The 26,828-nt window shown below is 67.6% G+C and carries 23 protein-coding genes; 11 read left to right on the top strand and 12 right to left on the bottom strand.

The features are described from left to right. Window positions 1–73 precede the first annotated feature (73 nt). The 3 genes from AC3A35_RS13740 to AC3A35_RS13730 form a co-directional block, all read right to left on the bottom strand. On the bottom strand, window positions 74–1,186 hold the full coding sequence (locus tag AC3A35_RS13740; protein WP_487436690.1) for an alkene reductase: 1,113 nt from the start codon (window positions 1,184–1,186) through the stop codon (window positions 74–76). Window positions 1,187–1,224: 38 nt separating this feature from the next. Beyond that, window positions 1,225–1,518: an ArsR/SmtB family transcription factor gene (locus AC3A35_RS13735; RefSeq protein ID WP_487436689.1), complete on the bottom strand. Its 294-nt coding sequence runs from the start codon at window positions 1,516–1,518 to the stop codon at window positions 1,225–1,227. A 175-nt stretch (window positions 1,519–1,693) separates the two neighbouring features. After that, window positions 1,694–2,701 carry a LysR family transcriptional regulator gene (locus tag AC3A35_RS13730; protein ID WP_487436688.1) on the bottom strand — a complete coding sequence of 336 codons (1,008 nt, stop codon included), beginning with the start codon at window positions 2,699–2,701 and terminating at the stop codon, window positions 1,694–1,696. A gap of 287 nt (window positions 2,702–2,988) precedes the next feature. Here AC3A35_RS13730 and AC3A35_RS13725 point away from each other — a divergent pair, with 287 nt between their 5' ends. From AC3A35_RS13725 to AC3A35_RS13715, 3 genes are read left to right on the top strand one after another with little or no spacing between them, the layout of a single operon-like run. Continuing rightward, window positions 2,989–4,185, top strand: a complete 1,197-nt coding sequence (locus AC3A35_RS13725) for an efflux RND transporter periplasmic adaptor subunit (RefSeq protein ID WP_487436687.1) — start codon at window positions 2,989–2,991, stop codon at window positions 4,183–4,185. Window positions 4,186–4,195: 10 nt separating this feature from the next. Next, the gene (locus tag AC3A35_RS13720; protein ID WP_487436686.1) at window positions 4,196–7,423 is read left to right on the top strand and encodes an efflux RND transporter permease subunit; all 3,228 of its coding nucleotides are present in this window, start codon (window positions 4,196–4,198) and stop codon (window positions 7,421–7,423) included. A gap of 19 nt (window positions 7,424–7,442) precedes the next feature. Continuing rightward, window positions 7,443–8,972 carry an efflux transporter outer membrane subunit gene (locus AC3A35_RS13715; RefSeq protein ID WP_487436685.1) on the top strand — a complete coding sequence of 510 codons (1,530 nt, stop codon included), beginning with the start codon at window positions 7,443–7,445 and terminating at the stop codon, window positions 8,970–8,972. A gap of 200 nt (window positions 8,973–9,172) precedes the next feature. Here the strand turns inward: AC3A35_RS13715 and AC3A35_RS13710 are convergent, their stop codons facing one another. From AC3A35_RS13710 to AC3A35_RS13695, 4 genes are all read right to left on the bottom strand, one after another. After that, window positions 9,173–9,949 (bottom strand): ferredoxin--NADP reductase, encoded by a 777-nt coding sequence (locus AC3A35_RS13710; protein WP_487436684.1) that lies wholly within the window; start codon window positions 9,947–9,949, stop codon window positions 9,173–9,175. A gap of 206 nt (window positions 9,950–10,155) precedes the next feature. Then, window positions 10,156–10,965, bottom strand: a complete 810-nt coding sequence (locus AC3A35_RS13705) for a helix-turn-helix domain-containing protein (protein ID WP_487436683.1) — start codon at window positions 10,963–10,965, stop codon at window positions 10,156–10,158. Between the two features lie 3 nt (window positions 10,966–10,968). Next, window positions 10,969–13,101, bottom strand: coding sequence for a cation:proton antiporter domain-containing protein (locus AC3A35_RS13700; protein WP_487436682.1), 2,133 nt, complete (start codon window positions 13,099–13,101; stop codon window positions 10,969–10,971). 188 nt (window positions 13,102–13,289) lie between these two features. After that, entirely contained in the window at window positions 13,290–14,012 is a 723-nt protein-coding gene (locus tag AC3A35_RS13695; protein WP_487436681.1) for a winged helix-turn-helix transcriptional regulator, read from the bottom strand. 101 nt (window positions 14,013–14,113) lie between these two features. Here AC3A35_RS13695 and AC3A35_RS13690 point away from each other — a divergent pair, with 101 nt between their 5' ends. Together AC3A35_RS13690 and AC3A35_RS13685 are read left to right on the top strand one after the other, a co-directional pair. Next, window positions 14,114–15,055 (top strand): carbon-nitrogen hydrolase family protein, encoded by a 942-nt coding sequence (locus tag AC3A35_RS13690; protein ID WP_487436680.1) that lies wholly within the window; start codon window positions 14,114–14,116, stop codon window positions 15,053–15,055. Between the two features lie 29 nt (window positions 15,056–15,084). Continuing rightward, window positions 15,085–15,519 (top strand): GFA family protein, encoded by a 435-nt coding sequence (locus AC3A35_RS13685; protein WP_487436679.1) that lies wholly within the window; start codon window positions 15,085–15,087, stop codon window positions 15,517–15,519. A 39-nt stretch (window positions 15,520–15,558) separates the two neighbouring features. On the opposite strand, the gene AC3A35_RS13680 is transcribed toward AC3A35_RS13685, so the two are convergent. After that, the gene (locus AC3A35_RS13680) at window positions 15,559–16,080 is read right to left on the bottom strand and encodes a hypothetical protein (RefSeq protein ID WP_487436678.1); all 522 of its coding nucleotides are present in this window, start codon (window positions 16,078–16,080) and stop codon (window positions 15,559–15,561) included. Between the two features lie 65 nt (window positions 16,081–16,145). Between AC3A35_RS13680 and AC3A35_RS13675 the strand changes: the two genes are divergently transcribed. From AC3A35_RS13675 to AC3A35_RS13665, 3 genes are all read left to right on the top strand, one after another. Continuing rightward, entirely contained in the window at window positions 16,146–17,081 is a 936-nt protein-coding gene (locus tag AC3A35_RS13675; protein ID WP_487436676.1) for a LysR substrate-binding domain-containing protein, read from the top strand. A 66-nt stretch (window positions 17,082–17,147) separates the two neighbouring features. After that, the gene (locus tag AC3A35_RS13670) at window positions 17,148–17,576 is read left to right on the top strand and encodes a GFA family protein (RefSeq protein WP_487436675.1); all 429 of its coding nucleotides are present in this window, start codon (window positions 17,148–17,150) and stop codon (window positions 17,574–17,576) included. Window positions 17,577–17,619: 43 nt separating this feature from the next. Continuing rightward, window positions 17,620–17,820: a hypothetical protein gene (locus AC3A35_RS13665; protein ID WP_487436674.1), complete on the top strand. Its 201-nt coding sequence runs from the start codon at window positions 17,620–17,622 to the stop codon at window positions 17,818–17,820. An 83-nt stretch (window positions 17,821–17,903) separates the two neighbouring features. Here AC3A35_RS13665 and AC3A35_RS13660 read toward each other — a convergent pair whose 3' ends face one another. Next, window positions 17,904–19,025: a porin gene (locus tag AC3A35_RS13660; protein ID WP_487436673.1), complete on the bottom strand. Its 1,122-nt coding sequence runs from the start codon at window positions 19,023–19,025 to the stop codon at window positions 17,904–17,906. A 670-nt stretch (window positions 19,026–19,695) separates the two neighbouring features. On the opposite strand from AC3A35_RS13660, the gene AC3A35_RS13655 reads away from it, so the two are divergent. After that, on the top strand, window positions 19,696–20,097 hold the full coding sequence (locus tag AC3A35_RS13655) for a group III truncated hemoglobin (protein ID WP_487436672.1): 402 nt from the start codon (window positions 19,696–19,698) through the stop codon (window positions 20,095–20,097). Window positions 20,098–20,130: 33 nt separating this feature from the next. Here the strand turns inward: AC3A35_RS13655 and AC3A35_RS13650 are convergent, their stop codons facing one another. After that, window positions 20,131–21,132, bottom strand: a complete 1,002-nt coding sequence (locus AC3A35_RS13650) for a M48 family metallopeptidase (protein WP_487436671.1) — start codon at window positions 21,130–21,132, stop codon at window positions 20,131–20,133. Next, a complete protein-coding gene (locus AC3A35_RS13645; RefSeq protein ID WP_487436670.1) occupies window positions 21,132–22,649 on the bottom strand; it encodes a YjgN family protein in 1,518 nt (505 codons plus the stop codon). Before AC3A35_RS13645 ends, AC3A35_RS13650 begins: the two co-directional genes overlap by 1 nt. 210 nt (window positions 22,650–22,859) lie before the next feature. Here AC3A35_RS13645 and AC3A35_RS13640 point away from each other — a divergent pair, with 210 nt between their 5' ends. Beyond that, complete coding sequence (locus tag AC3A35_RS13640; RefSeq protein WP_487436668.1) at window positions 22,860–24,971, top strand: ATP-dependent helicase; 2,112 nt, start codon at window positions 22,860–22,862, stop codon at window positions 24,969–24,971. A gap of 30 nt (window positions 24,972–25,001) precedes the next feature. Here AC3A35_RS13640 and AC3A35_RS13635 read toward each other — a convergent pair whose 3' ends face one another. Continuing rightward, complete coding sequence (locus AC3A35_RS13635) at window positions 25,002–25,379, bottom strand: thiol-disulfide oxidoreductase DCC family protein (RefSeq protein WP_487436667.1); 378 nt, start codon at window positions 25,377–25,379, stop codon at window positions 25,002–25,004. Window positions 25,380–25,874: 495 nt separating this feature from the next. Between AC3A35_RS13635 and AC3A35_RS13630 the strand changes: the two genes are divergently transcribed. Continuing rightward, on the top strand, window positions 25,875–26,795 hold the full coding sequence (locus tag AC3A35_RS13630) for an AEC family transporter (protein ID WP_487436666.1): 921 nt from the start codon (window positions 25,875–25,877) through the stop codon (window positions 26,793–26,795). Window positions 26,796–26,828 lie beyond the last annotated feature (33 nt).

Genomic DNA, 26,828 nt, shown 5'->3' with positions numbered 1-26,828 from the left:
GGCGTGATCGAATCGGTCCTGCCCCCACCTGCGCGCAAGGCGCGGCCGCGAGCTTCCGGGCTGGAATGCGCGATCAGGCCAGCGCCGGATAGTCGATGTAGCCTTTCTCGCCTCCACCATAGAACGTGGAAGTATCGAACGGGTTCAACGGCGCTTCCTCGCGCAGGCGGGTGACCAGATCCGGGTTGGAGATGAAGGCCTTGCCGAAGGCGACGAGGTCGGCGCGTCCTTCGGCCACGGCGGCTGCGGCCAGTTTGCGGTCGTAGCCGTTGTTGACCATCCACGCCGCCTTGCCGCCGGCTCTGGCATAGGCGGCTTTCAGCGCCCCGTAGTCGAAAGGCTGGTCGCCCTGCTGGAAGTCGCGCGCGCCGCCGGTGGCGCCCTCGATCACGTGCACGTAGGCGAGCGGCCAGCGTGCAAGCTGCTCGACGACATGGGTGAACAGCGGCTGCGGATCGGGGTCGGCGGCGTCGTTGGCCGGAGTGACCGGCGAGATCCGGATCGCGGTACGGCCGGCCCCGATTTCGGCGCTGACCGCAGCCATCACTTCGACCAGCAGGCGGGCGCGGTTTTCGATGCTGCCGCCATAGGCGTCGGTGCGATGGTTGCTGCCCGAGCGCAGGAACTGGTCGATCAGGTAACCATTGGCGGCGTGCACCTCCACGCCGTCGAAGCCGGCGTCGATCGCGGCACGCGCGGCACGCCGGTAGTCCTCGATGATGGCCGGCAGTTCGTCGATGTCGAGTGCGCGCGGTGCCGAGGTGGGCACGAAGGCGCCGCTACCGTCAGGGTTGATGACGTAGGTCTTGGTTTTCGCGGTGATCGCCGAGGGCGCCACCGGCGCACCGCCGCCCGGTTGCAGCGAGGTGTGGGACACGCGGCCGACATGCCACATCTGCACCACGATCTTGCCGCCGGCCGCATGCACCGCATCGGTGACACGCTTCCAGCCGGCAAGCTGCTCGGGCGCATACAGACCCGGCACGTGGGCATAGCCCTGCCCCTGCTGGCTGATCGCGGTGGCTTCGGTGATCAGCAGGCCGGCGCTGGCGCGCTGGGCATAGTAGGTGGCGGTGATCGCGGACGGCACCGCACGGGGTGCGCGGTTGCGGGTCAGCGGGGCCATGGCGATGCGGTTGGCGAGGGCGATGTCGCCGGCGGTGATCGGGTCGAACAGGGTGGTCATGGTGCGATATCTCCGGGGTAGGTGGAGGGAAGGCGGAATCAGAGTTCCTTGCCGATCTGGCGCAGGAACTCGGTGATGGTGTCGTCGTTGCGCTTGTAGAACACCCACTGGCCGATGCGCCGGGTGGTGACCAGCCCGGCGCGCTGCAGCACCGCCAGGTGGGTGGAGACGGTCGATTGCGACAAGCCGCAACGCTCGAACTTGCCGGCGCAGACGCCGACTTCGAGCGGATGCTCCTGGTCGGCGAAGTGCTTTTCGGGCTCCTTCAGCCATTGCAGGATTTCGCGCCGCACCGGATGGGCCAGTGCCTTGATGACTTCGTCGAGGTCCATGTACGGTACTCGCAGTGAATGGTTGTATCGCCCTTATCCGATTCTTTAATCGGAACACGGCGAAATTAATATCTAATTTAGACGAATTATATATCTACTTTTTACGAAACATCAATCGTATTTTTTCGATATGTTCGTTCAGCGCCATGCTGACGGTGCGTCCCGAAGCGGGAACTCAGAGCACGCTTTCCGCCAGATTGTGCTGCTCGACCAGCGAGCGCAGGGTATTGCCGCTGGCCTTGCCCTGGTAGCTGCAGCAGTAGTCGACCGCCATGCTGCCGCCGAGCAAGGGGCAGGCCGCGAACAGTTCGGCGACCCAGTCGACGAAGGCGCGCACCTTGGGCGACAGGTGGCGGTTGGCGGGATAGATCGCCGACATCGGCATCGGCGACGGGCTCCATTGCGGCAGCACCTCGCGCAACGCGCCGGACTCCAGATGCGGCAGCGCCATGAAGCGCGGCGCCTGCACCAGACCGAAGCCCTGCAGCGCGCAGGCAAGATAGGCATCGCCGTCATTGACCGAGACCACGCCGTCCATCTTCAGTTCGGTGACCACGCCATCGACGACGAAGTCCCAGTCGAGGATGCGGCCGGTGAGACTGGAGAAGTAATGCACCGCGCGATGGCGGGCGAGGTCTTCGAGGGTCTGCGGTTCACCGTAGCGCTCGAGGTAGGACGGCGCCGCGCAGGTGACGCCGAAGAAAGTGCCGATGCGCCGCGCGACCAGCGAGGAATCGGGCAAGGCGCCGACGCGGATGGCGCAATCGACCGCCTCGCGCACCATGTCCACCGGACGGTCGCCCATGCCGATCGCGATCTCCACCTCCGGGTAGCGTTCATGAAACTCGCACAGCCGGGGAATCAGCACCAGGCGGCCGATCGAGGCCGGCACGTCGATGCGCAGCCGCCCGCGTGGTGCCCGCGCCGCCTCGCGGAATGAGGCCTCGGTGTCTTCCACCTCGGCGAGGATGCTCACGCAGCGTTCGTAGTATGCCGCGCCGTCCGGGGTCAGGCTCAGGCGGCGGGTGCTGCGGTTGAGCAGGCGCACCTGCAGCAGGCGCTCGAGGTTCTGGATGATGTTGGTGACGGTGGCGCGCGGCAATCCGAGGCTGTCGGCCGCGCGCGAAAAACTGTTGGCGTCTACCACCCGGGTGAACACCTGCATAGCCTGAAATCGATCCATATCTCCTCCACGAGCAAAGCGGCGCTGAGCGGATTATCCATCAATCAGCGCGCGGATTATTCGCCATGAGCGAATAGTGTTTCCAGATTTCACCCATTTATCCGGCCAGAAACAACATCCATGATTGATGCACTGCGGCAAACCGAAGGTCTGACCCGGTCGGGTCGGACCGCCGGAATGGCGCAATGCAGTCACGTGTCGGCCGAGCTTCGCGGCGGACACCCGGCAACCAAACACCAATCGCTACCCGGCACGCCGGCGCAGCGAAGCCCGACAGGAGCCCCGCGATGTCTCTCTTGCGCAAACCCTATGCCCTCGCTACCGCAGTCGCAATCGCTGTCGCGCTCGGCGGCGGACTCGCCACCCTGGCCGTGCAGGCCGGCACCCAGCCTGCCGGCGCGAGCGCCGCGCCGGCACCGAGCCCGGTCGACGTCGCCACCGTCGCCGCCCGCCGCATCACCGACTGGCACAGCTACTCCGGTCGCCTGGAGGCGGTCGACCGGGTCGAGATCCGGCCACAGGTCGCCGGCACCATCACCGCGGTCCATTTTCGCGACGGGGCGCTGGTCGGCAAGGGCGACCCGTTGTTCACCATAGACCCTCGTCCCTATGCCGCAGCACTGGACCAGGCCCGCGCCGGACTTGCCGCGGCCGAGGCCCGTGCCGCCTACACCGCCACCGACCTCGCCCGCGGCGAGCGCCTGATCGCCGACAACGCGATTGCCCGCCGCGACTTCGAAGAGAAGCAGAACGCCGCCCGCGAGGCCGCGGCCAACCGGCTGGCGGCACGGGCCGCGGTGGAGTCGGCACGACTCAACCTCGAATACACCCGCATCACCGCACCGGTGGCCGGCCGCGTATCGCGTGCCGAGGCCACCGTCGGCAACGTGGTCGCCGCCGGTCCGGGTTCGGCGCCGCTCACCACCCTGGTGTCGGTCGCGCGCCTGTATGCCGCCTTCGATGTGGACGAGCAGAGCTTCCTCGCGCTGATCAACGGTCGCACCGGCAGCGTGCCGGTGCAGCTCGGTCTCGCCAATGAGGACGACTACCCGCGCCACGGCACGGTGAGTTCGGTCGACAACCGGGTGGACACCTCGTCCGGCACGATCCGGGTGCGCGCGGTGTTCGACAACCCCGACGGCACCCTGCTGCCCGGTCTCTACGCCCGCATCCGCCTCGGCAGCAGCGCCCCGCGCGACGCCCTGCTGGTCGACGAGCGGGCAATCGGCACCGACCAGGACAAGCGCTTCGTGCTGGTGGTCGACGACGCCAACCGCACCGCCTACCGCGAGGTCACCCTGGGCGCCGCCCACGGCCCGCTGCGGGTGGTCGACAGTGGCCTGCAGGCCGGCGAGCGCATCGTGGTCAACGGCCTGCAGCGCACCCGCCCGGACCAGACCGTGAGTCCCAACCCGGTGCTGATGTCGGGTGTCGCCGATCCGGCCGCGCCCCGTGCGCGCGCCGCCATCGCCGACAACAGCTGAGGCTGCCGCCATGAACATCTCGAAATTCTTCATCGACCGCCCGATCTTCGCCGGCGTGCTGTCCGTGCTGATCCTGCTCGGCGGCCTGCTGGCGATGTTCCAGCTGCCGATCTCTGAATACCCGGAAGTGGTGCCGCCGTCGGTGGTGGTGCGCGCCCAGTACCCCGGCGCCAACCCCAAGGTGATTGCCGAAACCGTGGCCTCGCCGCTGGAGGAGTCGATCAACGGCGTCGAAGACATGCTGTACATGCAGTCGCAGGCCAACAGCGACGGCAACCTCGCGCTGACCGTGCATTTCCGCCTCGGCGTCGATCCGGACAAGGCTCAGCAGCTGGTGCAGAACCGCGTGTCGCAGGCCCTGCCGCGGTTGCCCGAGGACGTGCAGCGCCTGGGCGTGACCACGGTCAAGAGCTCGCCGACGCTGACCCTGGTCGTCCACCTCGTGTCGCCCGACGACCGCTACGACGCCACCTATCTGCGCAACTACGCGGTGCTCAACGTCAAGGACCGCCTCGCGCGCATCCCCGGCGTTGGCGAAGTGTCGATCTGGGGTGCCGGCAACTACGCGATGCGGGTGTGGCTGGACCCGAACAAGGTCGCCCAGCGCGGGCTCACCGCGAGCGACGTGGTGCGCGCGATCCGCGAGCAGAACGTGCAGGTCGCCGCCGGCGTGATCGGCGCCTCGCCGACGCTGCCCGACGTGCCGCTGCAGTTCTCGGTGAACGCCCGCGGGCGCCTGTCCACCGAGACCGAATTCCGCGACATCGTGCTCAAGACCGCGGCCGACGGCGGTGTCACGCGGCTGGCCGACGTCGCCCGGGTCGAGCTCGACGCCTCCGAATACGGCCTGCGCTCGCTGCTCGACAACCAGCCGGCGATCGGCATGGGCATCATGCAGTCGCCCGGCGCCAACGCGCTGGCGGTGTCCGAGCAGGTCCGCGCGGCGATGGCCGAGCTCAAGCAGGACTTCCCCAGCTCGGTCGATTACCGCATCGAGTACGACCCGACCCAGTTCGTCCGCGCCAGCATCAAGGCGGTGGTGGTGACCCTGCTCGAGGCGGTGGCGCTGGTGGTGCTGGTGGTGATCGTGTTCCTGCAGACCTGGCGCGCATCGATCATCCCGCTGCTGGCGGTGCCGGTGTCCATCGTCGGCACTTTCGGCCTGATGCTCGCCTTCGGCTATTCGATCAACGCGCTGTCGCTGTTCGGCATGGTGCTGGCGATCGGCATCGTGGTGGACGACGCCATCGTCGTGGTCGAGAACGTCGAGCGCAACATCGCCGCCGGGCTCAGTCCGCGCGATGCCACCTACCGCGCGATGCAGGAAGTCAGCGGGCCGATCATCGCGATCGCGCTGACCCTGGTCGCGGTGTTCGTGCCGCTCGCCTTCATGACCGGGCTCACCGGTCAGTTCTACAAGCAGTTCGCGATGACCATCGCCATTTCCACGGTGATCTCGGCGTTCAACTCGCTGACCCTGTCGCCGGCGCTCGCCGCGCTGCTGCTCAAGCCGCACCACGGCAACGAGCGCCCCGACTGGCTGACCCGGGTGATGAACCGGCTGTTCGGCGGCTTCTTCGCCCGCTTCAACCGCTTCTTCGGCCGCGCCTCGGAGGGCTACGGGCGCGGCGTCACCGGCGTGATCTCGCGCAAGGCCTCGGTGATGGGCGTGTATGCGGTGCTGCTGGGGCTCGCCGCGGCCGTGGCGTGGATCGTGCCCGGCGGCTTCGTGCCGGCGCAGGACAAGCAGTACCTGATCAGCTTCGCCCAACTGCCCAACGGCGCCTCGCTCGACCGCACCGAGAACGTGATCCGGCGCATGAGCGAGATCGCGCTCGAGCAGCCCGGCGTGCAGAGCGCGATCGCCTTCCCCGGGCTGTCGATCAACGGCTTCACCAACAGCTCCTCGGCCGGCATCGTGTTCGTGACCCTGAGGCCCTTCGACGAGCGCCGCGCGCCGGAGCTCTCCGCCGCGGCGATCAGCGCCGCGCTCAACGGCGAGTACGCCGCGATCAAGGACTCCTTCATCGCCGTGTTCCCGCCGCCGCCGGTGATGGGGCTCGGCACGCTGGGCGGCTTCAAGCTGCAGATCGAGGACCGTGGCGCGCTCGGCTACGCCGAACTGGACGCCGCCGCCAAGGCCTTCATCGCCGCCGCGCAACAGGCGCCCGAGCTCGGCCCCACCTTCACCAGCTACCAGATCAACGTGCCGCAGCTCGACGTCGACCTCGACCGGGTCAAGGCCAAGCAGCTCGGGGTGTCGGTCACCGACGTATTCGACACCATGCAGATCTACCTCGGCTCGCTGTACGTGAACGACTTCAACCGCTTCGGCCGCGTGTTCCAGGTGCGCGCCCAGGCCGATGCGCCTTTCCGTGCGCGGCCGGAAGACATCGGCCAGCTGAAGACGCGCAACGCCGCCGGCGAGATGGTGCCGCTGTCCTCGCTGGTGCGGGTCAGCAACGGCTTCGGCCCGGAAATGGTGGTGCGCTACAACGGCTACACCGCCGCCGACATCAACGGCGGCCCGGCGCCGGGCTACTCGTCCGACCAGGCGCAGGCCGCGGCCGAGCGCATCGCCGCGCAAACCCTGCCGCCGGGAATCAGGTTCGAATGGACCGACCTCACCTACCAGAAGATCCTCGCCGGCAACGCCGGGGGATGGATCTTCCCCTTGAGCGTGCTGCTGGTATTCCTGGTGCTGGCCGCGCAGTACGAGAGCCTGACCCTGCCGCTGGCGGTGATCATGATCGTGCCGACCAGCATCCTGGCCGCGCTCACCGGGGTATGGCTGACCGGCGGCGACAACAACCTGTTCACCCAGATCGGGCTGATGGTGCTGGTCGGGCTGTCGGCGAAGAACGCGATCCTGATCGTCGAGTTCGCCCGCGAGCTCGAACTGCAGGGCAGCAGCGCGCTCTCCGCCGCGATCGAGGCCAGCCGCCTGCGCCTGCGTCCGATCCTGATGACCTCGATCGCCTTCATCATGGGCGTGGTGCCGCTGGTGCTGTCGTCCGGCGCCGGCTCCGAGATGCGCCAGGCGATGGGCATCGCGGTGTTCTTCGGCATGCTCGGCGTGACCCTGTTCGGTCTGTTCCTGACCCCGGTGTTCTACGTGCTGCTGCGCACCCTGGGCCGTGGCCACAAGCTGCACACCGCCAGCCCGCATGCGGCGCCACTCATTGCGCCCCAGACCGCGCCCCACGCAGACCCCACCGCCGCGCCGCACGGCGCCTGACCCAGACGGAGCCCAGACCATGAACACGCAATCCGCATCCCGCGCACCGGCCCGGCGCATCCCGCTGCTGCTCGCCACCGTGCTGGTGGTGGCCGGCTGCTCGCTGACGCCGGTGTACGAGCGCCCCGCATTGAACACCCCGGCGGCCTTCAAGGAGGCCGACCCCGCGGCCGAGGCCGCCGCGGCCGCACGCTGGAAGACCGCCGCACCGGCCGAGGACGCACACCGCGGCCAATGGTGGACGGTGTTCGGCGACGACACGCTGAACGCGCTCCAGGCCGAAGCCCTGGCGGCCAACCAGGACCTCAAGGCCGCGGCCGCCCGCCTGGCCCAGGCCCGCGCGCTGGAAGGCAGCACCCGCGCCGAGCGCCTGCCGCAGGTCGACGCCGGCTTCGGCCCCACCCGCCAGCGTCCCTCGCCGGCCTCGCAGGGGCTGGACGCCGACGCCTCCACCGCGACCACCACGCTGTGGCGGGCACAGGCGAGCATCGGCTACGAAGTCGACCTGTTCGGCCGTGTCGCCGCCACGGTGGACGCCGCCGGCGCCAGCATGCAGCAGAGCGAGGCCCTGCTGCGTTCGGTGCAACTCGCGCTGCAGGCCGACGTCGCCCAGGCCTACTTCCTGCTGCGCGAACTCGACGCCGAGCAGGCGCTGTTCGGCGCCACCGTGGACCTGCGCGGCGAGGCGCTGAAGCTCGTGCAGCGCCGCTTCGACGCGGGCGACATCGGCGAGCTCGACGTCGCCCGCGCACGTACCGAACTCGCCTCGGCGCAGTCGGAAGCGCACGGCATCGCACGCCGCCGCGCCGCCGCCGAACATGCGCTGGCCACCCTGCTCGGCAAGCCGCCGGCCGAGTTCAGCTTCGCCCCGCAGCCGCTCGGCCGCGTCGCCGTCGCGGTTCCCGCCGGCCTGCCGTCGGCGCTGCTGGAACGCCGTCCCGACATCGCCGCCGCCGAGCGCGCGATGGCTGCGGCCAATGCCCGCATCGGCGTCGCCCGCGCCGCCTTCTTCCCGCGCCTGACCCTGACCGGCGCGCTCGGCTACGAGTCGGCCGAGCTCGGCGATCTGTTGCAGTGGTCGAGCCGTACCTTCCTGCTCGGCCCACTGGCCGGCACCGTGCTGTCGCTGCCGATCTTCGACGGCGGCCGCCGCCAGGCCGAGCTCGACCGCAGCCGCGCGGCCTACGAAGAAGACGTGGCGCGCTACCGCCAAACCGTGCTCACCGCCTTCCGCGAAGTCGAGGACGGCCTCGCCGCGGTGCGCATCCTCGGCGACCAGGCCGGCACCCAGGACGCGGCGGTGGTCGCCGCCGAGCGCGCCGCGCAGCTGTCGCAACTGCAGTACCGCGAAGGCGCGACGAGCTTCTTCGAGGTCATCGACGCCGATCGCAGCGTATTGCAGCAGCGCCGGGTGGCGGTACAACTGGACGGCGAGCGGGCACGCTCGACGGTGGCGCTGATCCGGGCGCTGGGCGGCGGCTGGGATGCGCCCCCTGCCCTCGGTGACGGCCCCGCGCCCGACGCCGAACGGATCGCCCGGCGCGATTGAGTTTCGGCGTCTGCCCGCATCCGCGCAGGCACAGCGCGTCATCGGACAATGCCAACGTCGCCACCAAATCCTGGTCGGGGGCAATCGGTGCGCGCCGGTGTATCCCCTCTCCATCCGCATTCCCCGGGCCGTTCCACACTGGCGATCGCAGGGCGGGGACCAGGCCTGCCCGGCGAACTCGCCCCCTTGGTCCCGCCCTGCTATTTCTCGATGAAGGCGTGCTCGATCACATAGTCGGCGATGTCGCCGATCCGTTTCGCCATTCTGAAGCCTCGCGCGTCGAGCATGGTGCGGCAGTCCTTGAGCATGGCCGCGCTGCCGCAAATCATCGCCCTGTCGACAGCCGGATCGAGCGGGGGCAGCCCGATGTCCTGGAACAGCTTGCCGTTCTCGACCAGGGTCGTCAGGCGCCCCTGGTTGCGATAGGGCTCCCGGGTAACGGTGGGGTAGTAAATCAGCTTCGCGGAAATGGCTTCGCCCAGGTACTCATGGTGGGGGAGTTCACGAGTGATGAAATCGTGGTAGGCCAGTTCGCTGACGTAGCGCACACCGTGCACCAGCACCACCTTCTCGAAGCGGTCGTAAATATCCAGGTCACGGATCACGCTCATGAACGCAGCCATGCCGGTACCCGTCGAAAACAGATACAGGTTTCTACCGGGCAGCAGGTCGGATAGCAGCAAGGTACCAGTCGGCTTGCGCGACACCAGCAGGTCGTCCCCAAGCTGAAGATGCTGCAGCCGGGAGGTCAGCGGACCATCCTGCACCTTGATGCTGAAGAACTCGAGCGTTTCTTCATAGTTGGGACTGGCGATCGAATATGCCCGTGTGAGCGGACGACCATCGACTTCCAGGCCGATCATCACAAACTGACCGTTCTCAAAGCGGATGGACCGGTCGCGCGTCGTAGTAAAGGAAAACAGGGTGTCGTTCCAATGATGAACGCTGAGAACTCTTTCGGTGATATAGGCGGCCATGAGTATCGTATCGAAGCGATGGGCGGTTTGCTGGAAAACGCTAATGATAGCGATTCTCCGGTTACTGCAAGTTAGCTCAGGTCAAGAAGAGGCTGGCATTGCCCCCGCGTCGTCAGCGTGGCTCCTGTACCACTGAGCCCGACCCGGTCGATCGTGCAGCCAACGGCAGCAACTGCGTGCAGCCCGTCGTCTCTGCAGGAACAGGGTCAACCCGGTAGAAGAATGCGCCGCAGCACCTCGTCCGGGGTGCCGGCGTCCGCGAGCCGCTCGGTCAGTCTGCGTGCGGCCAGGCGTGCGATCTGCGCGAGTACGAGCCGGCGCTCGGGCACGTCACGCGGGCCGACAAGAACGATGACCACCTGTAACGGTGCCCCATCCGGGGTGTCGTAAACGAGCGGCGTCCTGAGGGTGATTACGGCCGCAGCCGGCTCGGCGCCTGCGAGGTAGGCGCAAGGCACCGCGACGCCGCTGCCGATCGCGCTCGATACCTCGGCCTCGCGTGAGCGCAGCGCCGCCGATATCGCGGCCACAGCGGTCCGCGGACAGGCGTCGGCCAGCCGACCGGCAGCAACGTCGAGAATATCCTCCATTCCGGAGCACATCAGGCCCAACACGATACGGTCCGTGCGTAGCAGTTGGGCAAGCCCTTGGGCAGGCGCGGTGCTCTGCACGCCGGCGGAAGGAAAGCGCTCGTCCAGCAGCGTGCGAAGCTCGGCCAGTTGGCCGGCGTCGAGGCGTCGATGGGCGATATCGAGAAAGAGCGAGCCCGCTTCCGGAACCTGCATCACGTAGTCGACCACCAGCGGACTAACCCGGTGGGCGAGATCCATCAATACCTGGGGTGGCAAACCCAACTCACGTGCCATCACGGCAAGCCGCGCCGAGGTGGGCGCCGCGTCGAGCCCGTTCTCCACTCGACTCAGGTAGGCGCTCGACACCTCCAGCCGCCGCGCCAGATCGCGCAGGCTGAGACCGGAGTCAAGACGCAGGAGGCGAAGCGTGGCCCCGAAATGCATTGCTCAGACCGGCTGTTCGATTGTGTAGGGGAAGGAAGGAGCGGCATCGGCTTTCACGACCGCCGGCGCGGTCGGTGGATGAATGGCAAGTATCGAAACTGGCGAGTCAGCGAGCAGTCGGCGCCGGATCGGACTGGTCATGGTCGCTGTCAGTCCCCATTTCTCGTTCATTCCGAGGATCACGAGGTCGTAGCCGCCACGCATTTCCTTCAGGACTGCCAGCTGCGGCGAGGAGTGCTCGACGACCCGGGTGTGAATGAAGAGTCCGTCAAACTCTGGCGGGAGGCGCTGGCTTTCCATCTGGGCGGCCGCGCCCAGCTTGACCACATGGAGGAGGGATAGCTCGATACCCGGCACCGCACTTAGGCGGCGGGCGAACCGCAGCGCTTCGACATCCTCCGCGCAGCCAGCATAGGCCACCAGCACGCGCTCAACCTTGGTCAGGCCGCGGTCCACCAGGACGCCAACGGTACTGTTTGCCTGACCGACAACCTGGCTGACCGTGCCGCCGAGCCGACCTTCCAGCAGCAGCGGCTTATGTGCTCCGAGCAGCACAAGCGAAACCTGCTTCGCTTGTGCGGTGCGGCAGATGTCGGCGGCCGGTTCGTCGGAAACGAAGCCCAGCGGGCGCACCTCCAGCATCAATTTGCGCGCATGGTGTAGGAGTGGACCGAGTGGCCCCTCCTCATGGTCCTGCGCGTGCCGCAGTTCGACCGAGGGCCGGTCGCTGGGACGGCGAAGGTGCAACGCAAAGAGGCGCGCCGGCTCCCCTCGCGTCAGCGCCGCCGCCACCACCGCCAGTCCGGGGCCACTATCGCTACTCGAGACGCAAATCATGGCGGTGAAGGGCACGGGAGCGTGCGGGACGGTCTCGGGGGGAGCGGCCAGGCGATCACGCGCCAACTCGTGGTCGGGGTAGACCCACGCAAGCACCGGAGTGGTGGCAAAGGTAGTGACCAGCGCCATGATCACCATCATGGTGAAAATCGTCGGCGAGATGACACCCAGGTCGAGACCGATGTTGAGCACGATGAGCTCCATCAGGCCGCGCGTGTTCATCAGGATGCCCAGTGCGCTTGCTTCCCGCCAACGTAGCCCGGTGAGGCGCGCGGCTACGGCGCTGCCGCCGAACTTGCCGAGGGATGCCAGCCCGATCAAGCCCAGCGCGACCAGCCATTCCTGGGGCTGACTGACGAGCGCGATCTCGGTACGCAAGCCGCTGTAGGCGAAGAACAGCGGCAGAAGGAGAACCACCGCGACGGTTTCCAGCTTCTCGGCCAGCATTTCCGCCAGGCGCCCCTCCTTAGGAAGGATGGCGCCGAACAGGAAGGCACCGAACAGCGCATGGATACCGATCAGCTCGGTAATGGTGCTGGAAACGATGAGCAGCAGCAGAATGACCGCCATCACCGTTGAAGTCAGCCCTTCGCGGCTCATGACGCGAGCGCCCAATCGGAGCAGGAAGGGGCGCACCAACGCCAACATGACGAGGACGAAGGCGAGCGCAAGCGCGGTTGTCCACAGTGCCTGGGCAAAGCCTTGAGCACGGGCCACGGCGACGACGAAGGCCAGGATGCACCATGCCGTGACGTCGTCCACGGCAGCGCATGCGAGCGTGAGGGCGCCAACCCGTGAGCCGAGCAGGTGGCGCTCGGACAGTATCCGCGCCAGCACCGGAAAAGCCGTCACGCTCATGGCTACCCCGAGAAACAGCACGAACGACAGGTACGGTACATCGACGGGTGAGTAGCCGTCGTACAGCCACCATCCAGCCATGGCCCCGAGGGCAAAGGGAACGACGATGCTGGTATGGCTTATGACGATCGAGGCATGAGTGCGTCCCTTGAGCAAGCGGGTATCGAATTCGAGACCGACCATGAACATGAACAACACCAGGCCGACCTGGCTCAGCATCTGCAACACCGGCATCGAGCCTGGCGGGAACAGGCTCACCATCGCCTCCGGCCACAACCACCCGAGCAGCGACGGCCCCAGAACGATGCCGGCGAGCACCTCGGCGATCACAAGCGGCTGGCCCATCCAGCGGGTCACGAGGCCGAGCGCGCGGGACACTACCAGCACCGCCGCAATCTGGGCCAGCAACAGACTGAGAGCACTGAATTCTAGATGCGGCATGGTGTCTTCCTCCAGCGGGCCCTCATCCGGCCCGCATGCAATGGCATGCAGGTTCCTGAGTGCGCCCCCATGCAAAGTTGCCACTTAACACCGGCTGGCCGGTTGGAGTCAAGGTGGCCGCCCATGTTCGGCGGTGCGCCGCACCCGCAAACGAACATGCGCTTCCGGCCGTCTTCGGTCGGCTACCGCTAATCCACGCGATCTGCCGCGGCCCCCTGCCCGGCCCGCGCGAGTGCCGCCCGGCGGGTCGCGGCAAACGCGCTGTTGCCCAGCCAGCGCCACAGGTCGTCGGCATCCTGCGCCGCGCCGCTGACGCGCAGTTCGCGCGAGGCCAGCACTTCGCGCGCTGTGCGGTCGCCGGTCCATACCTCGGTCAGCGCGCGCACGGTGGCATCCACCACCAGCGTAAGCTCGCGCCCGGGGTCGTCGCGGCACAGGTCGGCCACGCCCTGCTCGACCACCAGCCACCAGTTGGCTTCGCCGGGCCGGGCGTCGCGAAAGGCGAACTGGATGACCACCGGCCGCGGCGGGAATTCGTCGACGCGGGCGAAGCGACGCATGTCCCACATCAGCAGCCCGGCATCGAGCTGGTCGTCGCGCAGCCGGCTGCCGATCCAGCGCGCCCCCCAGTGGCCCAGCGCCATGACGATGGGGCGCAGGTCCTCGCCGGCCTCGGTCAGCGAGTATTCCCAAACCTTGCCGGCGGCGGTGCGCTGCACCACGCCGATGTCCTCGAGATGGCGCAGGCGCTGCGCGAGCAGGGTGGTGGACATGCGCGGCACGCCGCGGTGCAGGTCGTTGAAGCGCTTGCTGCCGCACAGCAGCTCGCGCACCACCAGCGGCGTCCACCGTTCGCACAGCGCCTCGGCACCGCGCGCCACCGTGCAGAACTGGGCATAGCTGTCGTCCATGGCACCACCCGCGGGTCAGAAGGAGTTCAGATTCTGGACTAGTCGGGCACCTTCGGCGAGCGCACGCTGAAATCCCGTCGCAGCCCATCCAAGGAGACATCATGCACACGATCGCAATCATCCAGCGCCCGCCCGTCCTGCTCGACCGCGGAGCCACCCTGGACCTCGCGGTGCGCTCGGTGGCCGAAGCCGCGGCGGCCGGCGCGGCGCTCGTCGTCCTGCCGGAAACGTTCATCCCCGGCTACCCGTCGTGGATCTGGCGTCTGGCGCCCGGCAGGGACGGCGCGCTGGTCGGCCAGCTGCATGCGCGCCTGCTCGCCAACGCGGTCGACGTGGGCGCCGGCGAACTCGACCCGCTGCGCGAGGCGGCGCGCGCCCACCAGGTCAGCGTGGTCTGCGGCCTCAATGAATGCGACCGCCGGCACGGCGGCGGCACGCTCTACAACACCGCGGTGCTGATCGGCCCGGACGGCGAACTGCTCAACCGCCATCGCAAGCTGATGCCGACCAATCCGGAACGCATGGTGCACGGGCTGGGCGACGCGAGCGGGCTGCGCACCGTGGACACGCCGCTCGGGCGCGTCGGCACGCTGATCTGCTGGGAGAACTACATGCCGCTGGCGCGCTACGCGCTGTACGCCGACGGCGTCGAGATCTACGTGGCCCCCACCTACGACAGCGGCGACGGCTGGCTGAGCACCCTGCGCCACATCGCGCTGGAAGGCCGCTGCTGGGTGCTGGGCAGCGGCACCGTGCTGCGCGGGCGCGACGTTCCCGAGGACTTTCCCGGCCGCGCGCAGCTGTTCCCCGACCAGGACGAGTGGATCAACCCGGGCGACTCGGTGGTGATCGACCCGCAAGGCCAGATCGTCGCCGGCCCGCTGCGCCGCGAGGAAGGCATCCTCTACGCCGAGATCGACACCGTCCGCGTCGCGCCCGCGCGCCGCGCGCTGGATGTCAGCGGGCACTACGCCCGGCCCGACATCTTCGAGCTGCACGTGCGGCGCAGCCCGGCCATGACGGTGCACCATACCGACCAATGAACACCCTGCCAGTCGCACAGGAGGTCTTCATGAGTACCGCACAGTCCCATACCGCGCACTGCTTCTGCGGCGCGGTCGAATTCACCGTGAGCGGCGAGCCGGCCGCCATGGGCTACTGCCATTGCGAATCCTGCCGGCGCTGGTCGGGCGGACCGATCAATGCCTTCACCCTGTGGCCCCCCGAGGCAGTGCGGGTCACCCGTGGCGCGGAGCACATCGGCAGCTACGCCAAGACGCCGAACAGCCTGCGCCACTGGTGCACCCGCTGCGGTGGCCATTTGTTCACCGAGCACCCCGCCATGGGCCTCACCGACGTGTACGCGGCGCTGATCCCGGAGCTCGGCCATGCCCCGGGCGTGCATGTGCACTATGGTGAAACCGTGCTCCCCCTCCATGACGGCCTGCCCAAGTTCAGGGATCTGCCGGAAGCGGCGGGCGGGTCGGGCGCGCGCATCGCCGAATAGCGCGCCCGTCCTATCGCCCCGCGGGGGCGGCGCCCGTTGTCACGGGATCAGGCTGCGCCCGGACCGATCGGTCTCCAGGTAGGCGGCGCTTGCCGCCGGCCCTCCTCGTCCGCCACGGAGCGCCGCATTCGAGTCGACGCAGCCCGCCACGCCGTTCGGCAGCGGGCGAATCTCAAGCACGTCGACCGCGCTGTCATGCAGTCCCTCGACGGCAGCCAGCAGTGGCCCTACGGACATCGGCCCACAGTGGTCAAGGCGCACGACAGCGCGCGAACCATGAGCCAACGCAGCCTGCAGCGCGGCAAGGTCGCCGAAGCGTTGCTCGTCGACCGCATAGTGGTCCGGGAACACCTTCACGTGGATGGTATTCGCGGTCGCAAGCTCGGCAGAGAACGCCTGTAATGGTATGGCGAGTGCGAGCATGGCCGCCATGCGGCCGAGATCGCGATGACTGCATATCGGAATCGGATGGATCGTGTTCATGGCTGCCTCCTCCGGCTTCACCGCGGCAGGTTCACCGCGAACGCCGCGCGTGATCGCTTCAGTGAAAAAATTGTCCACCCTGCGACATGCGTCGTTCAAGCGACCAAATTTCATTGCTCCGATGCGCACAGGGAATGGATGGCATGGACCGGAACCCGAGGATTTCCCTTCACCTGGTACGCGGTTTCTGGGCTGCGGCGCGCACCCTGAGCTTCACCCGTGCGGCGGCGGAGTTGTTCGTCACCCAGTCGGCGATCAGCCGCGAAGTCAAGAAGCTGGAGGAGCAGCTCGGCCAGCCGCTGTTCCACCGCGTCCATCGCACCTTGCGCCTTACCCCCGCCGGCGAGGAACTCTACACGGCGGTCGACGAGGCGCTTGCGCTGATCGACGCGACTACCGAACGACTGACCGGCCCGCAAAGCAGCGTCGCGGTGACAACGACCATTCCGCTGGCCTCGCTGTGGCTGGTGCCCCGGTTGCCCCGCTTCATGCGACACCACCCCGATATCGACGTGCATATCGAAGCCAGCAACGACGTGCTCGATCTGGTGCAGTCGCATATCGACATCGCGATCCGCCATGTGCGCGTTGGCAACACCCCCGGCCACGAAGAGCGCTTGATGGGCTACAGCATCTTTCCGGTCTGCTCACCGGCCCTCATCCATGATGCGGTACGCCCTCTGCGCAGCATCGCCGATCTCGCGCAGCACGTGCTCCTCGAGTTCGAGACCACGGTCAATGGCCGGCCCTGGTACGACTGGGAGCAATGGTTCAGGGCCATGAATATTGCACGCTTCAGACCTGCTCACCGCCAGCGGTTCTCGCACTATGATCAGGTCGTCGAGGCGACGCTCGCGGGGATAGGCGTGGCCATCGGCAAGCGGCCGCATCTCAACGCCAGGTTGCGGGATGGCACGCTATGCGCGCCGCTCGGCACCGAGAGCGCGGCCGAACTGGGGGGCTTTCACCTCGTGGTTGCCGAAGCCGCGCGCGGGCGCAAGCCGGTGGAGGCCTTTCTCGGCTGGCTCCGCAGCGAGGTACGCCGCGACGGGCAAGCGCCCTTGCTACGGCGGGATTGAATCCAGTCCGGGGCGCGCCGCGTACATACGGAAACCGCGACCACGTCGCACCGCGAAGGAGAGCAGATGACCGACGGCACCCCGCATCCATCCCGCCTCGGTGGCTGTCAGTGCGGAGCGGTGCGTTATGCGCTGACCGGTGAACCGATGAAGATCGTCGTGTGCCACTGCCGCGAGTGCCGCAAGCAGTCCGCCTCGGCGTTTGGCGTGTCGGTGTTCGTGTCACGCACGCAGTTGCACCTGACGCGCGGCATGCCAAAGCTCTGGTCACGCCCTACGGACAGCGGAAACACGCTGATATGCGCCTTCTGCGCGGAATGCGGGTCCCGTCTGTGGCATCAGCGGGTCAGCACCCCGGGGACGATCAGTGTCAAGGGCGGGTCACTCGACGACCCGGTCGACTTGCGCACGGCGATTCATATCTGGACCGCGCGCATGCTGCCGGGAATCATTGTGCCGCACGACGCCGTGCAATTCCCCGGCGAGCCCGAGTAGTCTCGGGAAAACTCCCGACTCCGACGGAAAACTCATCGACTGAATGCGGAATGGCCTGGCCGATGCTGCCGGCAAACCGCTGCGCCAGGCGCTCACGCACGAAGACGTCGACGACGTAGTCGATGAACACGCAGGTCTTGGCCTCGGTGGCCCGATCGAGGACTTTGCCTTCAAAAACCGTTCGGGTCTTGCCCGGCCCGCGTGTCACTTCACGGAAGCTGAAAAACGCACAGGGCGCCCCTGAGGACGCCCTGTGGCGGAACGTGCACGCAGCCGACGCCAAAAACCCGAAACCTGGCGCCGGCGGTGTTGCGGAAGGTCGCGAAGTTAGAAGCTGTGCTTCATGCCCACGGCGACGCCTTTGACACCCACACCACTCAACCCTTGCGAATTGCCCTTCGGGTTGATGGTGAACGCGGCGTTGGAGTCGTTGCTGATCCGGGCGTAGTCGGCATACAGCACGGTCCGCTTGGACAAGGCATAACGCGCACCGATCGCCCACTTGCTCGCGTCGGCATCCGACAAGGTCTTGTCCTTGACCTGGCCGTAGCTCGCCAGCACGTGCGTACGCTCGGTCACCGGGATGTCAACACCGACGAACCAGTTGCGCCGATCATAGCTTTCGTCAGCCGGCAGCCCGCCCAGATTGACACCGCCGCCCAGGTCGATATTTCCGCCGATCAGCGAGTTCGGGTCGCCCTTGATGACGTCGTACACACCCGACAGCTTCACCATGCCAAAGTCGTAGGAGGCACCCGTCGTCACCACATACAGGCGGCTGTCGGAATAGTCGACGGCCGTGGTGGTTTCGTAGTCGAGATCGACGCTCAGCGGGCCGTTGGCATAGATCAGGTTGATGGAATAGAGACGGTCGTCACCGGTGTCGCCCCCTGACGCCTTCGCGGGAACGTGAACGCCGTTCAGCGCGCCCTCCTGGGTCTGCGTATTGGTCGCAGCGGCCAGAATCAGGGTGAAGCCGCTGAAACTCGGGGAGATATAGGCCACCGCATTGGAGGCACGATCATACTGCGTGGTCATCGAGGCAAAGTTGCCGACGGAGTAATTGCCGAACGGGTTGTACTTGCCGTAGATGCCGTAGCGCAGACCGTCCAGCTTGCCCGCGACCGCGGTACCGAAGCCGCCGGTCAGTCCAACGTAGGAACGTCCGAGTCCCGACGAAGTGCCCACATCGGGATCGATCAGGTACTGCAGATCGAACAGGGCTTTCATGCCATTGCCCAGATCCTCAGCCCCCTTGAAGCCGAGATAGCTCTCGGAGGCGGCGCTTTCCATGGCACGCTGCGACTGCCCACTTGCCACAGCTCCGTCACTGCCACTGCGGTACACAAAGCCCATATCGACATTGCCGTAAATGGTGACATTGCTCTGGCCGAAAGCGGTGCCGGAAGCAGCGGCAACAATCGCCATCGCGATGATTCTCTTCGTCATGGATCGTCTCCAGGTGTTTCTCATTGATGTGTGCTGCCGAGTCTATCCACCCGTACAGCGTCCCCCCTTGCCATTGCAGGAATGGCGTGGTCGGCAGTGCGGTGCAACAACCGTGCCTGCATCGCGCCTTGCGGAAGAAGATGTCGGCAGAATGCTCGAAAGCAAGCCTTTACGCCGATCACCTAATACCGACGGGTAATCAGATGGTCATGATCGGCGCAAAGTGTACCGTACCATTTCTATACAACTGCCACAGGACGTAACGAAAAGCGAACACGCATCGAGGGCGCCACGCTCGTCTGATCGTGCGGATCGCCCCGGCGTCTTTTTCCCGGGCGTGGCATGGAGGCATGTAAGCGGAGCCGAGGCCTGGGTCGAGCGCCGCAGTGGATGGCGGTTTACCGCGTGGGCGATCTGATGCGCAAGCACCGCGACCGGTTCCTCGCCATGCCGCTTCAGCGCGACGAGCGGTCGCGAGGCGGACCGACGATCGCTCGCGCTTCACCTCGAACGTCGGTTTGCAAGTCACGCGCTCGAAGAAAGGGACAGGGTGACAGGTTGACACGGGGTGTCCTGACCAGGTGCCGCTCACCCTGCCCAGCAGCCGCAACAGATCACGTCGGGCAGGCTGCTGCGCTATATTCGGTGCACGCCGAACAAGGAGCACCCCATGCCGGAACCCGTCGCAAATGCCGAACTCACCGAAGAGATGATCGCCCACCTGGTGCAGGTCTTCTACGACCGCGCCCGCCTGCACGATGAGCTCGGCCCGCTGTTCAACGCCGCGGTGGGCGATTGGGACCACCACCTCGCCATCGTCACCGACTTCTGGTCGAGTGCGCTGCTCGGCACCAAGCGCTACGCGCGCCATCCGTTCCCGGTGCACATGAACCTGCCGATCGAGCGCGAGCACTTCGGATTGTGGCTGACGTTGTTCCGGGAAGCCGCCGAGGAGACCTTGCCGCCCGAGGCCGCGCGCCAGGCCATCGGCCGCGCCGAGTTCATGGCAGAGAGCTTTCGTGCCGGACTGTACCCGTTCGATCCGGTGCGCCCGCCGGGAAAACGCGACTGAGCGCGGCCGGGCCTCGCCGCCGGGCCGTTCCGTTCAGTACGCCCCGATCTGCTGCACCCGTTCCGGCGTGGGCGGATGCGTCGACAGGTAGCCGTGCGTGTCCTGCGACGGGTCGAGGCGCTGCAGCATGTCGGCCAGGCGCCGCGGGGCGACGCCATGGCGGCGCAGCATCTCCACCGCATGGCGGTCGGCCTCGGCCTCGAACGCACGCGAATAGCCCAGTTCGGTCAGGATCAGCGGCACCGCGGTGACCGCCGACGACACCGAGGACACGTCGCCCATCACCAGCATCGCGAGCAGACCCATTGCCGAAGCCTGGATCGAGCGCCGCAGCGCATGGCGGTTCACCGCATGTCCGATCTCGTGGCTGAGCACTGCCGCCAGTTCCTCGTCGTGGCGCGCCAGGGCAACGAGCTGGTCGGTGATGACGATGGTGCCGGCCGGCAGGGCCAAGGCATTGGGGCCGATGGTGCCGCCCGCATCGCGGAACAGCACCCGGATGGGGGGTTGATCGCCGGCATCGGCGACGAAGGGGGCGAACACCGCCTGCAGACGCGTTTGCTCGGCCGCGGGCAGTTTGCTCGGCGCAAGGAACTGGCGGTCGAGCAGATCGAGCACCACGCGGTCGGCCTGCGCATTGACATCGGCCGGCAGCGAGAAGGCGGCCACCCGGGCCAGGGCCGGCACACCCCACTGCACCCCGGCCCACACGAAGGCGATGGTGACGACCAGGCCGAGCACCACGAAGCGCAGCCGCGACTCCAGCCGATGCGCCCACCCGCTGGCCCGCGAGCGACCGGCGACGAGGCGGTCCACCGCGTCGTTGTCGGTGGTCTCGAAGCTGGCGCCGCCGGGCAGGCGCAGGAAGCGCGGTGTATTGCCCACACGCGAGGACACCTCCACGTCGGCGATCGCCACCGCGGGGAGCAGATCGGCATCACCGGCGTGCACCTGCAGCAGCCCGCCCTCGACCGTCACGCTCGCGACCTGCCTGCGCGAACTGTTGCCGTCGAAAAAGCCGCCCTCGATGCGCATCAGATCCCGACGTCCATGTCGAACAGGTCGCCAATCTCGCTGCCCATCGCGGACAACTCCGCACGCTGACCGGCGGCGAAATCATCGAGCTCGCCGTCGGCCTCCAGCCGGATATGTTCGGCCGCATAACGCGCGGTGCGCACCCGCGCCCACGGGTAGAACAGGCCCAGCGTCAGCACCAGGGCGAGCATGTTGGTGACCATCAGCGTCGCGTAGGAGGCGAGCCGGTAGTCGGCCTGCAGGCGATGGCCCTCGACGGCCGTGTTGTTGAATACCAGGTTGGTCATCCGCACGTTGAACAGGGCGAACGCCGTCAGATAGGCCACGACCACGATCAGGGGCCCCACCGCCGGGAGCACCGGCGACAGGATGGCGGCAAGGACACCACCGACGAACAGCAGCCCGATCAGCGGCAGGAACAGCCTGTAGAAGGCACCCGCACGCGCGTCGAAGGCGAACGGCGTCACCCCGTAGCGGCTGTTGCCGACGATGAAGGCCTGCTGGCGGCAGAGCGCATACGGAAACAGCAGGCCGAAGCTGAGCACCCCGAACAATGGCCACAGCAGAAAGCCCTTGTAGGCCTCGCCCATGGCGCCGCCGAAACCGAAGCGCACTCCGCGCCACGCGGAATAGTGGTTGCGGAAGGCCAGGCCGCGCACCATCACCCACGGGAACACGCCGATCAGCACCAGCATCAGGATGGCGCCGAGGAGCGGCACGAACTGATCTGCCAGCATGTAGACGAGCAGGAAGCCGAACGCGATCAGGCGCCCCTTGAGGATGCGGATCGGGTCGGCAAGGTACTCGAAGCTGGCGCCGTCGAGCCGGGTGTTGCCATAGAAGTAGCGCTGGGTCCGCACCTTGGCCCAGGCCGAATACACCCCGAGGGTGACGATGCTCAGCACGAGGTTGACGATCCAGATGCGGAAGAACTCGAAGCCGTTGCCGAAGAACTCGAACGGCAGCTCGCGGATCGATTCGGCCGGACTGCTGGCGGGACTCGCCGCAGTGGCGCGGGGCGGTGCACCTGCGGCCCGCGCCGCCGACTGCGCGGCCGCCGCATCGCCCGCCCCGGGGCTCACCGCCGAGGCGGAAAAAGCCGCGCCGGCGGTTGGCACGACATCTCCCGCTGCCGCCGTACCCATTTCCTGCACCGACTCGGCCGCCGGTGCGGACTGCGGCGTCACGGCACCCGACGGAATGGTCGCGGCAGCAGCGTCAACCGGCACCAGGAAGAGCGGTGCGGACGCCGTGCCCGGGGCGGAGGACGTGCCAGCCGGCGCGCGGACCCCGTCGAGCTTCACCGCCATGCCGATACCCTCGAGGCGTTCGCGGAAGGCATGGGCGGCATCGCGGTTCAGGTTGCGCTTGAGCACCACCCGCGGATGGCCGAACACGCGCTCCACCTCCTCGACCGGCAGCCCGAACAGCTCGCCAAAGCGCTGCATCACCTGGGCGCGCTCGAACCCGTCGAGTACGTTTCCCTGGAAAACCAGGGCATAAGTTGCATCCGGCATGACAGCTCCACACAAGAACGATGACCGCGGTGGTGCGGCAACGGCCCCGAGTGACGCGCGCAGACGACGGGACCGACGATGAGAATGATGACAAATGCTATCAGCCGCCCCCGCATCATGTCATTGCACTAAGTCACGCTCGGCGTGCTGCCGGGCAGCCGAGCCCGGACCGCCTTCGCATTGCCCGATGAACTGGATAGAATTACAGGCATGAACATCATCCCGCAGTCTTCCGTCCCGCCTCCCACGGCCGCCGCGCCGGGCTGGCTGGAGCGACTCAACCCCGCGCAGCGCGAGGCAGTCGAATTCGGGGCGGAAAGCGGGAGCGACCGCCTTCCCGGCCCGCTGCTGGTGATCGCCGGCGCCGGCTCGGGCAAGACCAACACCCTGGCCCATCGCGTCGCCCACCTCATCCTGCACGGGGCCGACCCGGGGCGCATCCTGCTGCTCACCTTCTCGCGCCGCGCTGCGGACGAGATGGGGCGCCGGGTGCAGCGCATCCTCGGCCAGGCGGCGGCCGACCATCCGTGGCTGGCACAGGCTGCGCTGCAGTGGTCGGGCACCTTCCACGGCATCGGTGCGCGCCTGCTGCGCGAGTACGCCGGGCACATCGGACTGGACCCGGCCTTCACCATTCACGACCGCGAGGATTCGGCCGACCTGATGAACCTCGCCCGCCACGAGGCCGGGCTGTCGTCGCGCAACAAGCGCTTTCCGCTCAAGGGCACCTGCCTCGCGATCTATTCGGCGGCGGTCAACACCCGTGCGCCGCTCGCCGAGGTGCTGCAATCCACGTTTCCGTGGTGCGCCGAATGGGAGCCCGACCTGAAGGCCCTGTTCCGCGCCTACGTCGCCGCCAAGCAGGCGCAGCAGGTGCTCGATTACGACGACCTGCTGCTGTACTGGGCGCACATGGTGATGGAGCCGGCGCTGGCAGAAGAGATCGGCGGCCTGTTCCGACATGTGCTGGTCGACGAGTACCAGGACACCAACTTTCTACAGGCCGAGATCCTGCTGGCGATGAAGCCCGACGGCCGCGGCCTCACCGTGGTCGGCGACGATGCGCAGTCGATCTATGCCTTTCGCGGCGCCACCGTGCGCAACATCCTCGATTTCCCCACCCGCTTCGAGCCGCCGGCGCACCAGGTCACGCTGGAGCAGAACTACCGCTCGACCCAACCCATTCTCGCCGCCGCCAACGCGGTGATCGCGCAGGCGGCAGAGCGCTACAGCAAGGATTTGTGGTCCGATCGCGCATCGAGCGCGCGTCCGCAGCTCGTCTCGGTGCGTGACGATGCCGACCAGGCCGCGTTCGTGGTCGAGCGCGTGCTCGCCCGCCGCGAGGAAGGCATCAAGCTCAAGCAGCAGGCGGTGCTGTTCCGCGCCGCCAGCCACAGCGCCCGGCTCGAGATGGAGCTGACCCGGCGCAACATCCCGTTCGTGAAGTTCGGCGGGCTCAAATTCCTCGAAGCCGCGCACGTCAAGGACGTGCTCGCGCTGCAGCGCTGGGCCGAGAACCTGCGCGACCGGGTGTCGGGTTTCCGTGTGGTGCAGTTGCTCGCCGGGGTCGGCCCGAAGACCGCCGGCCGGGTGCTCGACCATGTGTGCACGGCGCCCGACGGCTGCGCCCTGCTCGCCGAGCAGCCGGTGCCCGAGGCCGCGCAGCAGGCCTGGACCGAGTTCGCCGCGCTGGTCGAACACCTGCGCCGGCCCGATGCGCCGTGGCCGACCAGCTTCGAACTCGCCTGCCGCTGGTACGAGGCGCAGATGCCGCGCCTGTACGACGATGCCGTGGTGCGCCAGGCCGACATCCAGCAGCTCGCGCGCATCGCTGCCACCTACCCCAGCCGCCAGCGCTTCCTCACCGAGCTCACCCTCGACCCGCCCAGCGCCACCAGCGACGAGGCTGGCGTGCCGCTGCTCGACGAGGACTACCTGATCCTGTCCACGCTGCATTCGGCCAAGGGCCAGGAGTGGAACGCGGTCACCGTACTCAACGCGGTCGACGGCTGCATCCCGTCGGACGTCGCCACCCGCCACAGCGCCGAGATCGACGAGGAGCGCCGTCTGCTCTACGTCGGCATGACGCGGGCCAGGGACCAGCTCGAACTCATGGTGCCGCAGCGCTTCTACGTCACCCAGCAGCAGAGCATGGGCGACCGCCACGTCTATGCCGGACGCACCCGCTTCATTCCCAACCGGCTGCTGGCGCACTTCGAGCAGATTTCGTGGCCGGCGCCGCCGCCGGAACTGCGCGGCACGCCGGGGTCCCGGCAGGCCGCGCTGGACCTGGCGGCGAAGATGCGCGGCATGTGGGACTGAGCACGATCGGCGCCTCCGCGTGCGCTACGCTCAATCGCGCACGCGGTTCTCCCGCCGCAGCCGGCGCAATACCCAGCTCCGGTAGAGCCACGACAGCATCGCTCGCAGCCCCGGCAAGCCGATCAGCCAGGCCAGCGGGCGGAGTCGGGGCACGCGCGACATCAACAGGATGTAGGCGTCGAGCTCGCGGTGCAGGGTGCCATCGACGTCGCGGACGTGCAGTTCGCGCAGCGCCGCAAGCGGATCGATGCCGAGTGCGCGCAGCTCCGCATCGCGCCCGGTGATGTCCAGCCATTCGACGGTCTCGTCGGTGTGCCCGGACAGCCCCTCGTACCAGTTTCGGTCGCGCACGCAGGAAGGGCAGCCGCCGTCGTAGAAAACCGTGAGTTTGCCCTGGTGTTCATGCATGAAAGGACTCCTCTCGTCGGGGGTGGCGCTGGAAGGCATGCCGCCGCGCCGACGACACTCAATCCGCGGCCATGGCCGGTGTCTCGGGCCCGCTCGCGCCCACCCCGAACACCCGTCCGCGTCCCGCCCGTTTGGCCCGGCACATCCACGCGTCGGCTTCCCGGACCAGATGTTCGAGTGCGCCGTGCGCCCCGCGTTCCGTGGCACAGAGACTGGCCGACAAACGCCCTGAAACACCCACGGTGGCGGCGCAGAGGTTGCCGGGCAGGCGCTCGGCCATGGCCCGGGCCTGCACCGCATCGGTTTCGGGCGAGTGGCCAGGCCGATTTTTCCCACCGTCGATGCGCTCCTCCCGTCCGCCGCGCCGGTCTCTGACGCCAGGGCCGGGCCAACCATCGGTTGAAGGGCGGGCGGTATGCAGGCACCATCACGCAGCTCGTCACTCCACCCACACCTCCGCCAAGCCGCCACCACCATGTTGCCACCGACGCTCGCATGATCACCACCGCCGTCCTCGCCATCGTGCCGGTCGTCGTGCTGATCACGCTCGGCACCCTGCTGCGCCGGTACCAACTGATGGCGGAGAGCTTCTGGCCGCAGGCCGAGCGCCTGTGCTATTTCCTGCTGCTGCCGGCCCTGTTCGCCTACGGGCTCGCCAGTGCCGACCTGCGCGGGCTGCCCATCCCCAGCCTGGCTGCGGCGCTGATCGGGGCCACGGCACTGGTGTCGGTGATCCTGCTGCTCATGCGCCCGCGCCTGCAGGTGGACGGAGCCGCCTTCACCTCGGTGTTCCAGGGTGGCATCCGGTTCAACAACTACATCGGCGTGACCGCGGCGATCGGCCTGTTCGGCAGCGCGGCGATCCCGCTCGCGGCCTTGGTAAACGCGATCATCGTGCCCACGGTCAATGTGCTGTGCGTGCTGGTGTTCGCCCGCCACGGCCACGCCCGCCCCACGCTGCGCGGGGTGGTACGGGGGATCGCGCTCAATCCGCTGATCCTCGGCTGTGCGATCGGGATGGTCCTGCAGCTGACCGATGCCGGTATCCCGCCGGGAATCGACTCTGCAGTGCGGGCGCTGGGCCAGGCCTCGCTGCCGATCGGGCTGATGTGCGTCGGCGCGGCGTTCGACTGGCGGGCGCTGGGCAACAGCTTGCGTCCGGCGTTGATCGCCTCGGCGGTGAAGTTCGGCCTGCTGCCGCTGGTCACCCTCGGCACCTGCCTGGCAATGGGCCTGGACAGCCGCGTCACCGCCATGGCCATCCTGTTTCAGGCGCTGCCCACCGCATCGTCGTCCTACGTGATGGCCCGTCAGCTCGGCGGTGACGCGCCCTTGATGGCCGCCATCATCGCCCTGCAGACGGTGCTCGCGCTGGCGGTGCTGCCGCTGGTGTCGATCGCCATACTGACCGCCTGAGAGCCTCCACCAACCTGCATTCGCGCGCGCGAA

The organism is Azoarcus sp. Soil_N_20 (assembly GCF_057656155.1).
The sequence above is the reverse complement of the archived record's forward strand: the minus strand, read 5'-3'. Positions and strand labels throughout refer to the sequence as shown.

Bases quoted from the DNA above. Each gene is read 5' to 3' on its own strand.
- AC3A35_RS13740 (WP_487436690.1), bottom strand. From the start codon at position 1,186: ATGACCACCCTGTTCGACCCGATCACCGCCGGCGACATCGCCCTCGCC.
- AC3A35_RS13735 (WP_487436689.1), bottom strand. From the start codon at position 1,518: ATGGACCTCGACGAAGTCATCAAGGCACTGGCCCATCCGGTGCGGCGC.
- AC3A35_RS13730 (WP_487436688.1), bottom strand. From the start codon at position 2,701: ATGGATCGATTTCAGGCTATGCAGGTGTTCACCCGGGTGGTAGACGCC.
- AC3A35_RS13725 (WP_487436687.1), top strand. From the start codon at position 2,989: ATGTCTCTCTTGCGCAAACCCTATGCCCTCGCTACCGCAGTCGCAATC.
- AC3A35_RS13720 (WP_487436686.1), top strand. From the start codon at position 4,196: ATGAACATCTCGAAATTCTTCATCGACCGCCCGATCTTCGCCGGCGTG.
- AC3A35_RS13715 (WP_487436685.1), top strand. From the start codon at position 7,443: ATGAACACGCAATCCGCATCCCGCGCACCGGCCCGGCGCATCCCGCTG.
- AC3A35_RS13710 (WP_487436684.1), bottom strand. From the start codon at position 9,949: ATGGCCGCCTATATCACCGAAAGAGTTCTCAGCGTTCATCATTGGAAC.
- AC3A35_RS13705 (WP_487436683.1), bottom strand. From the start codon at position 10,965: ATGCATTTCGGGGCCACGCTTCGCCTCCTGCGTCTTGACTCCGGTCTC.
- AC3A35_RS13700 (WP_487436682.1), bottom strand. From the start codon at position 13,101: ATGCCGCATCTAGAATTCAGTGCTCTCAGTCTGTTGCTGGCCCAGATT.
- AC3A35_RS13695 (WP_487436681.1), bottom strand. From the start codon at position 14,012: ATGGACGACAGCTATGCCCAGTTCTGCACGGTGGCGCGCGGTGCCGAG.
- AC3A35_RS13690 (WP_487436680.1), top strand. From the start codon at position 14,114: ATGCACACGATCGCAATCATCCAGCGCCCGCCCGTCCTGCTCGACCGC.
- AC3A35_RS13685 (WP_487436679.1), top strand. From the start codon at position 15,085: ATGAGTACCGCACAGTCCCATACCGCGCACTGCTTCTGCGGCGCGGTC.
- AC3A35_RS13675 (WP_487436676.1), top strand. From the start codon at position 16,146: ATGGACCGGAACCCGAGGATTTCCCTTCACCTGGTACGCGGTTTCTGG.
- AC3A35_RS13670 (WP_487436675.1), top strand. From the start codon at position 17,148: ATGACCGACGGCACCCCGCATCCATCCCGCCTCGGTGGCTGTCAGTGC.
- AC3A35_RS13665 (WP_487436674.1), top strand. From the start codon at position 17,620: ATGCGGAATGGCCTGGCCGATGCTGCCGGCAAACCGCTGCGCCAGGCG.
- AC3A35_RS13660 (WP_487436673.1), bottom strand. From the start codon at position 19,025: ATGACGAAGAGAATCATCGCGATGGCGATTGTTGCCGCTGCTTCCGGC.
- AC3A35_RS13655 (WP_487436672.1), top strand. From the start codon at position 19,696: ATGCCGGAACCCGTCGCAAATGCCGAACTCACCGAAGAGATGATCGCC.
- AC3A35_RS13650 (WP_487436671.1), bottom strand. From the start codon at position 21,132: ATGCGCATCGAGGGCGGCTTTTTCGACGGCAACAGTTCGCGCAGGCAG.
- AC3A35_RS13645 (WP_487436670.1), bottom strand. From the start codon at position 22,649: ATGCCGGATGCAACTTATGCCCTGGTTTTCCAGGGAAACGTACTCGAC.
- AC3A35_RS13640 (WP_487436668.1), top strand. From the start codon at position 22,860: ATGAACATCATCCCGCAGTCTTCCGTCCCGCCTCCCACGGCCGCCGCG.
- AC3A35_RS13635 (WP_487436667.1), bottom strand. From the start codon at position 25,379: ATGCATGAACACCAGGGCAAACTCACGGTTTTCTACGACGGCGGCTGC.
- AC3A35_RS13630 (WP_487436666.1), top strand. From the start codon at position 25,875: ATGATCACCACCGCCGTCCTCGCCATCGTGCCGGTCGTCGTGCTGATC.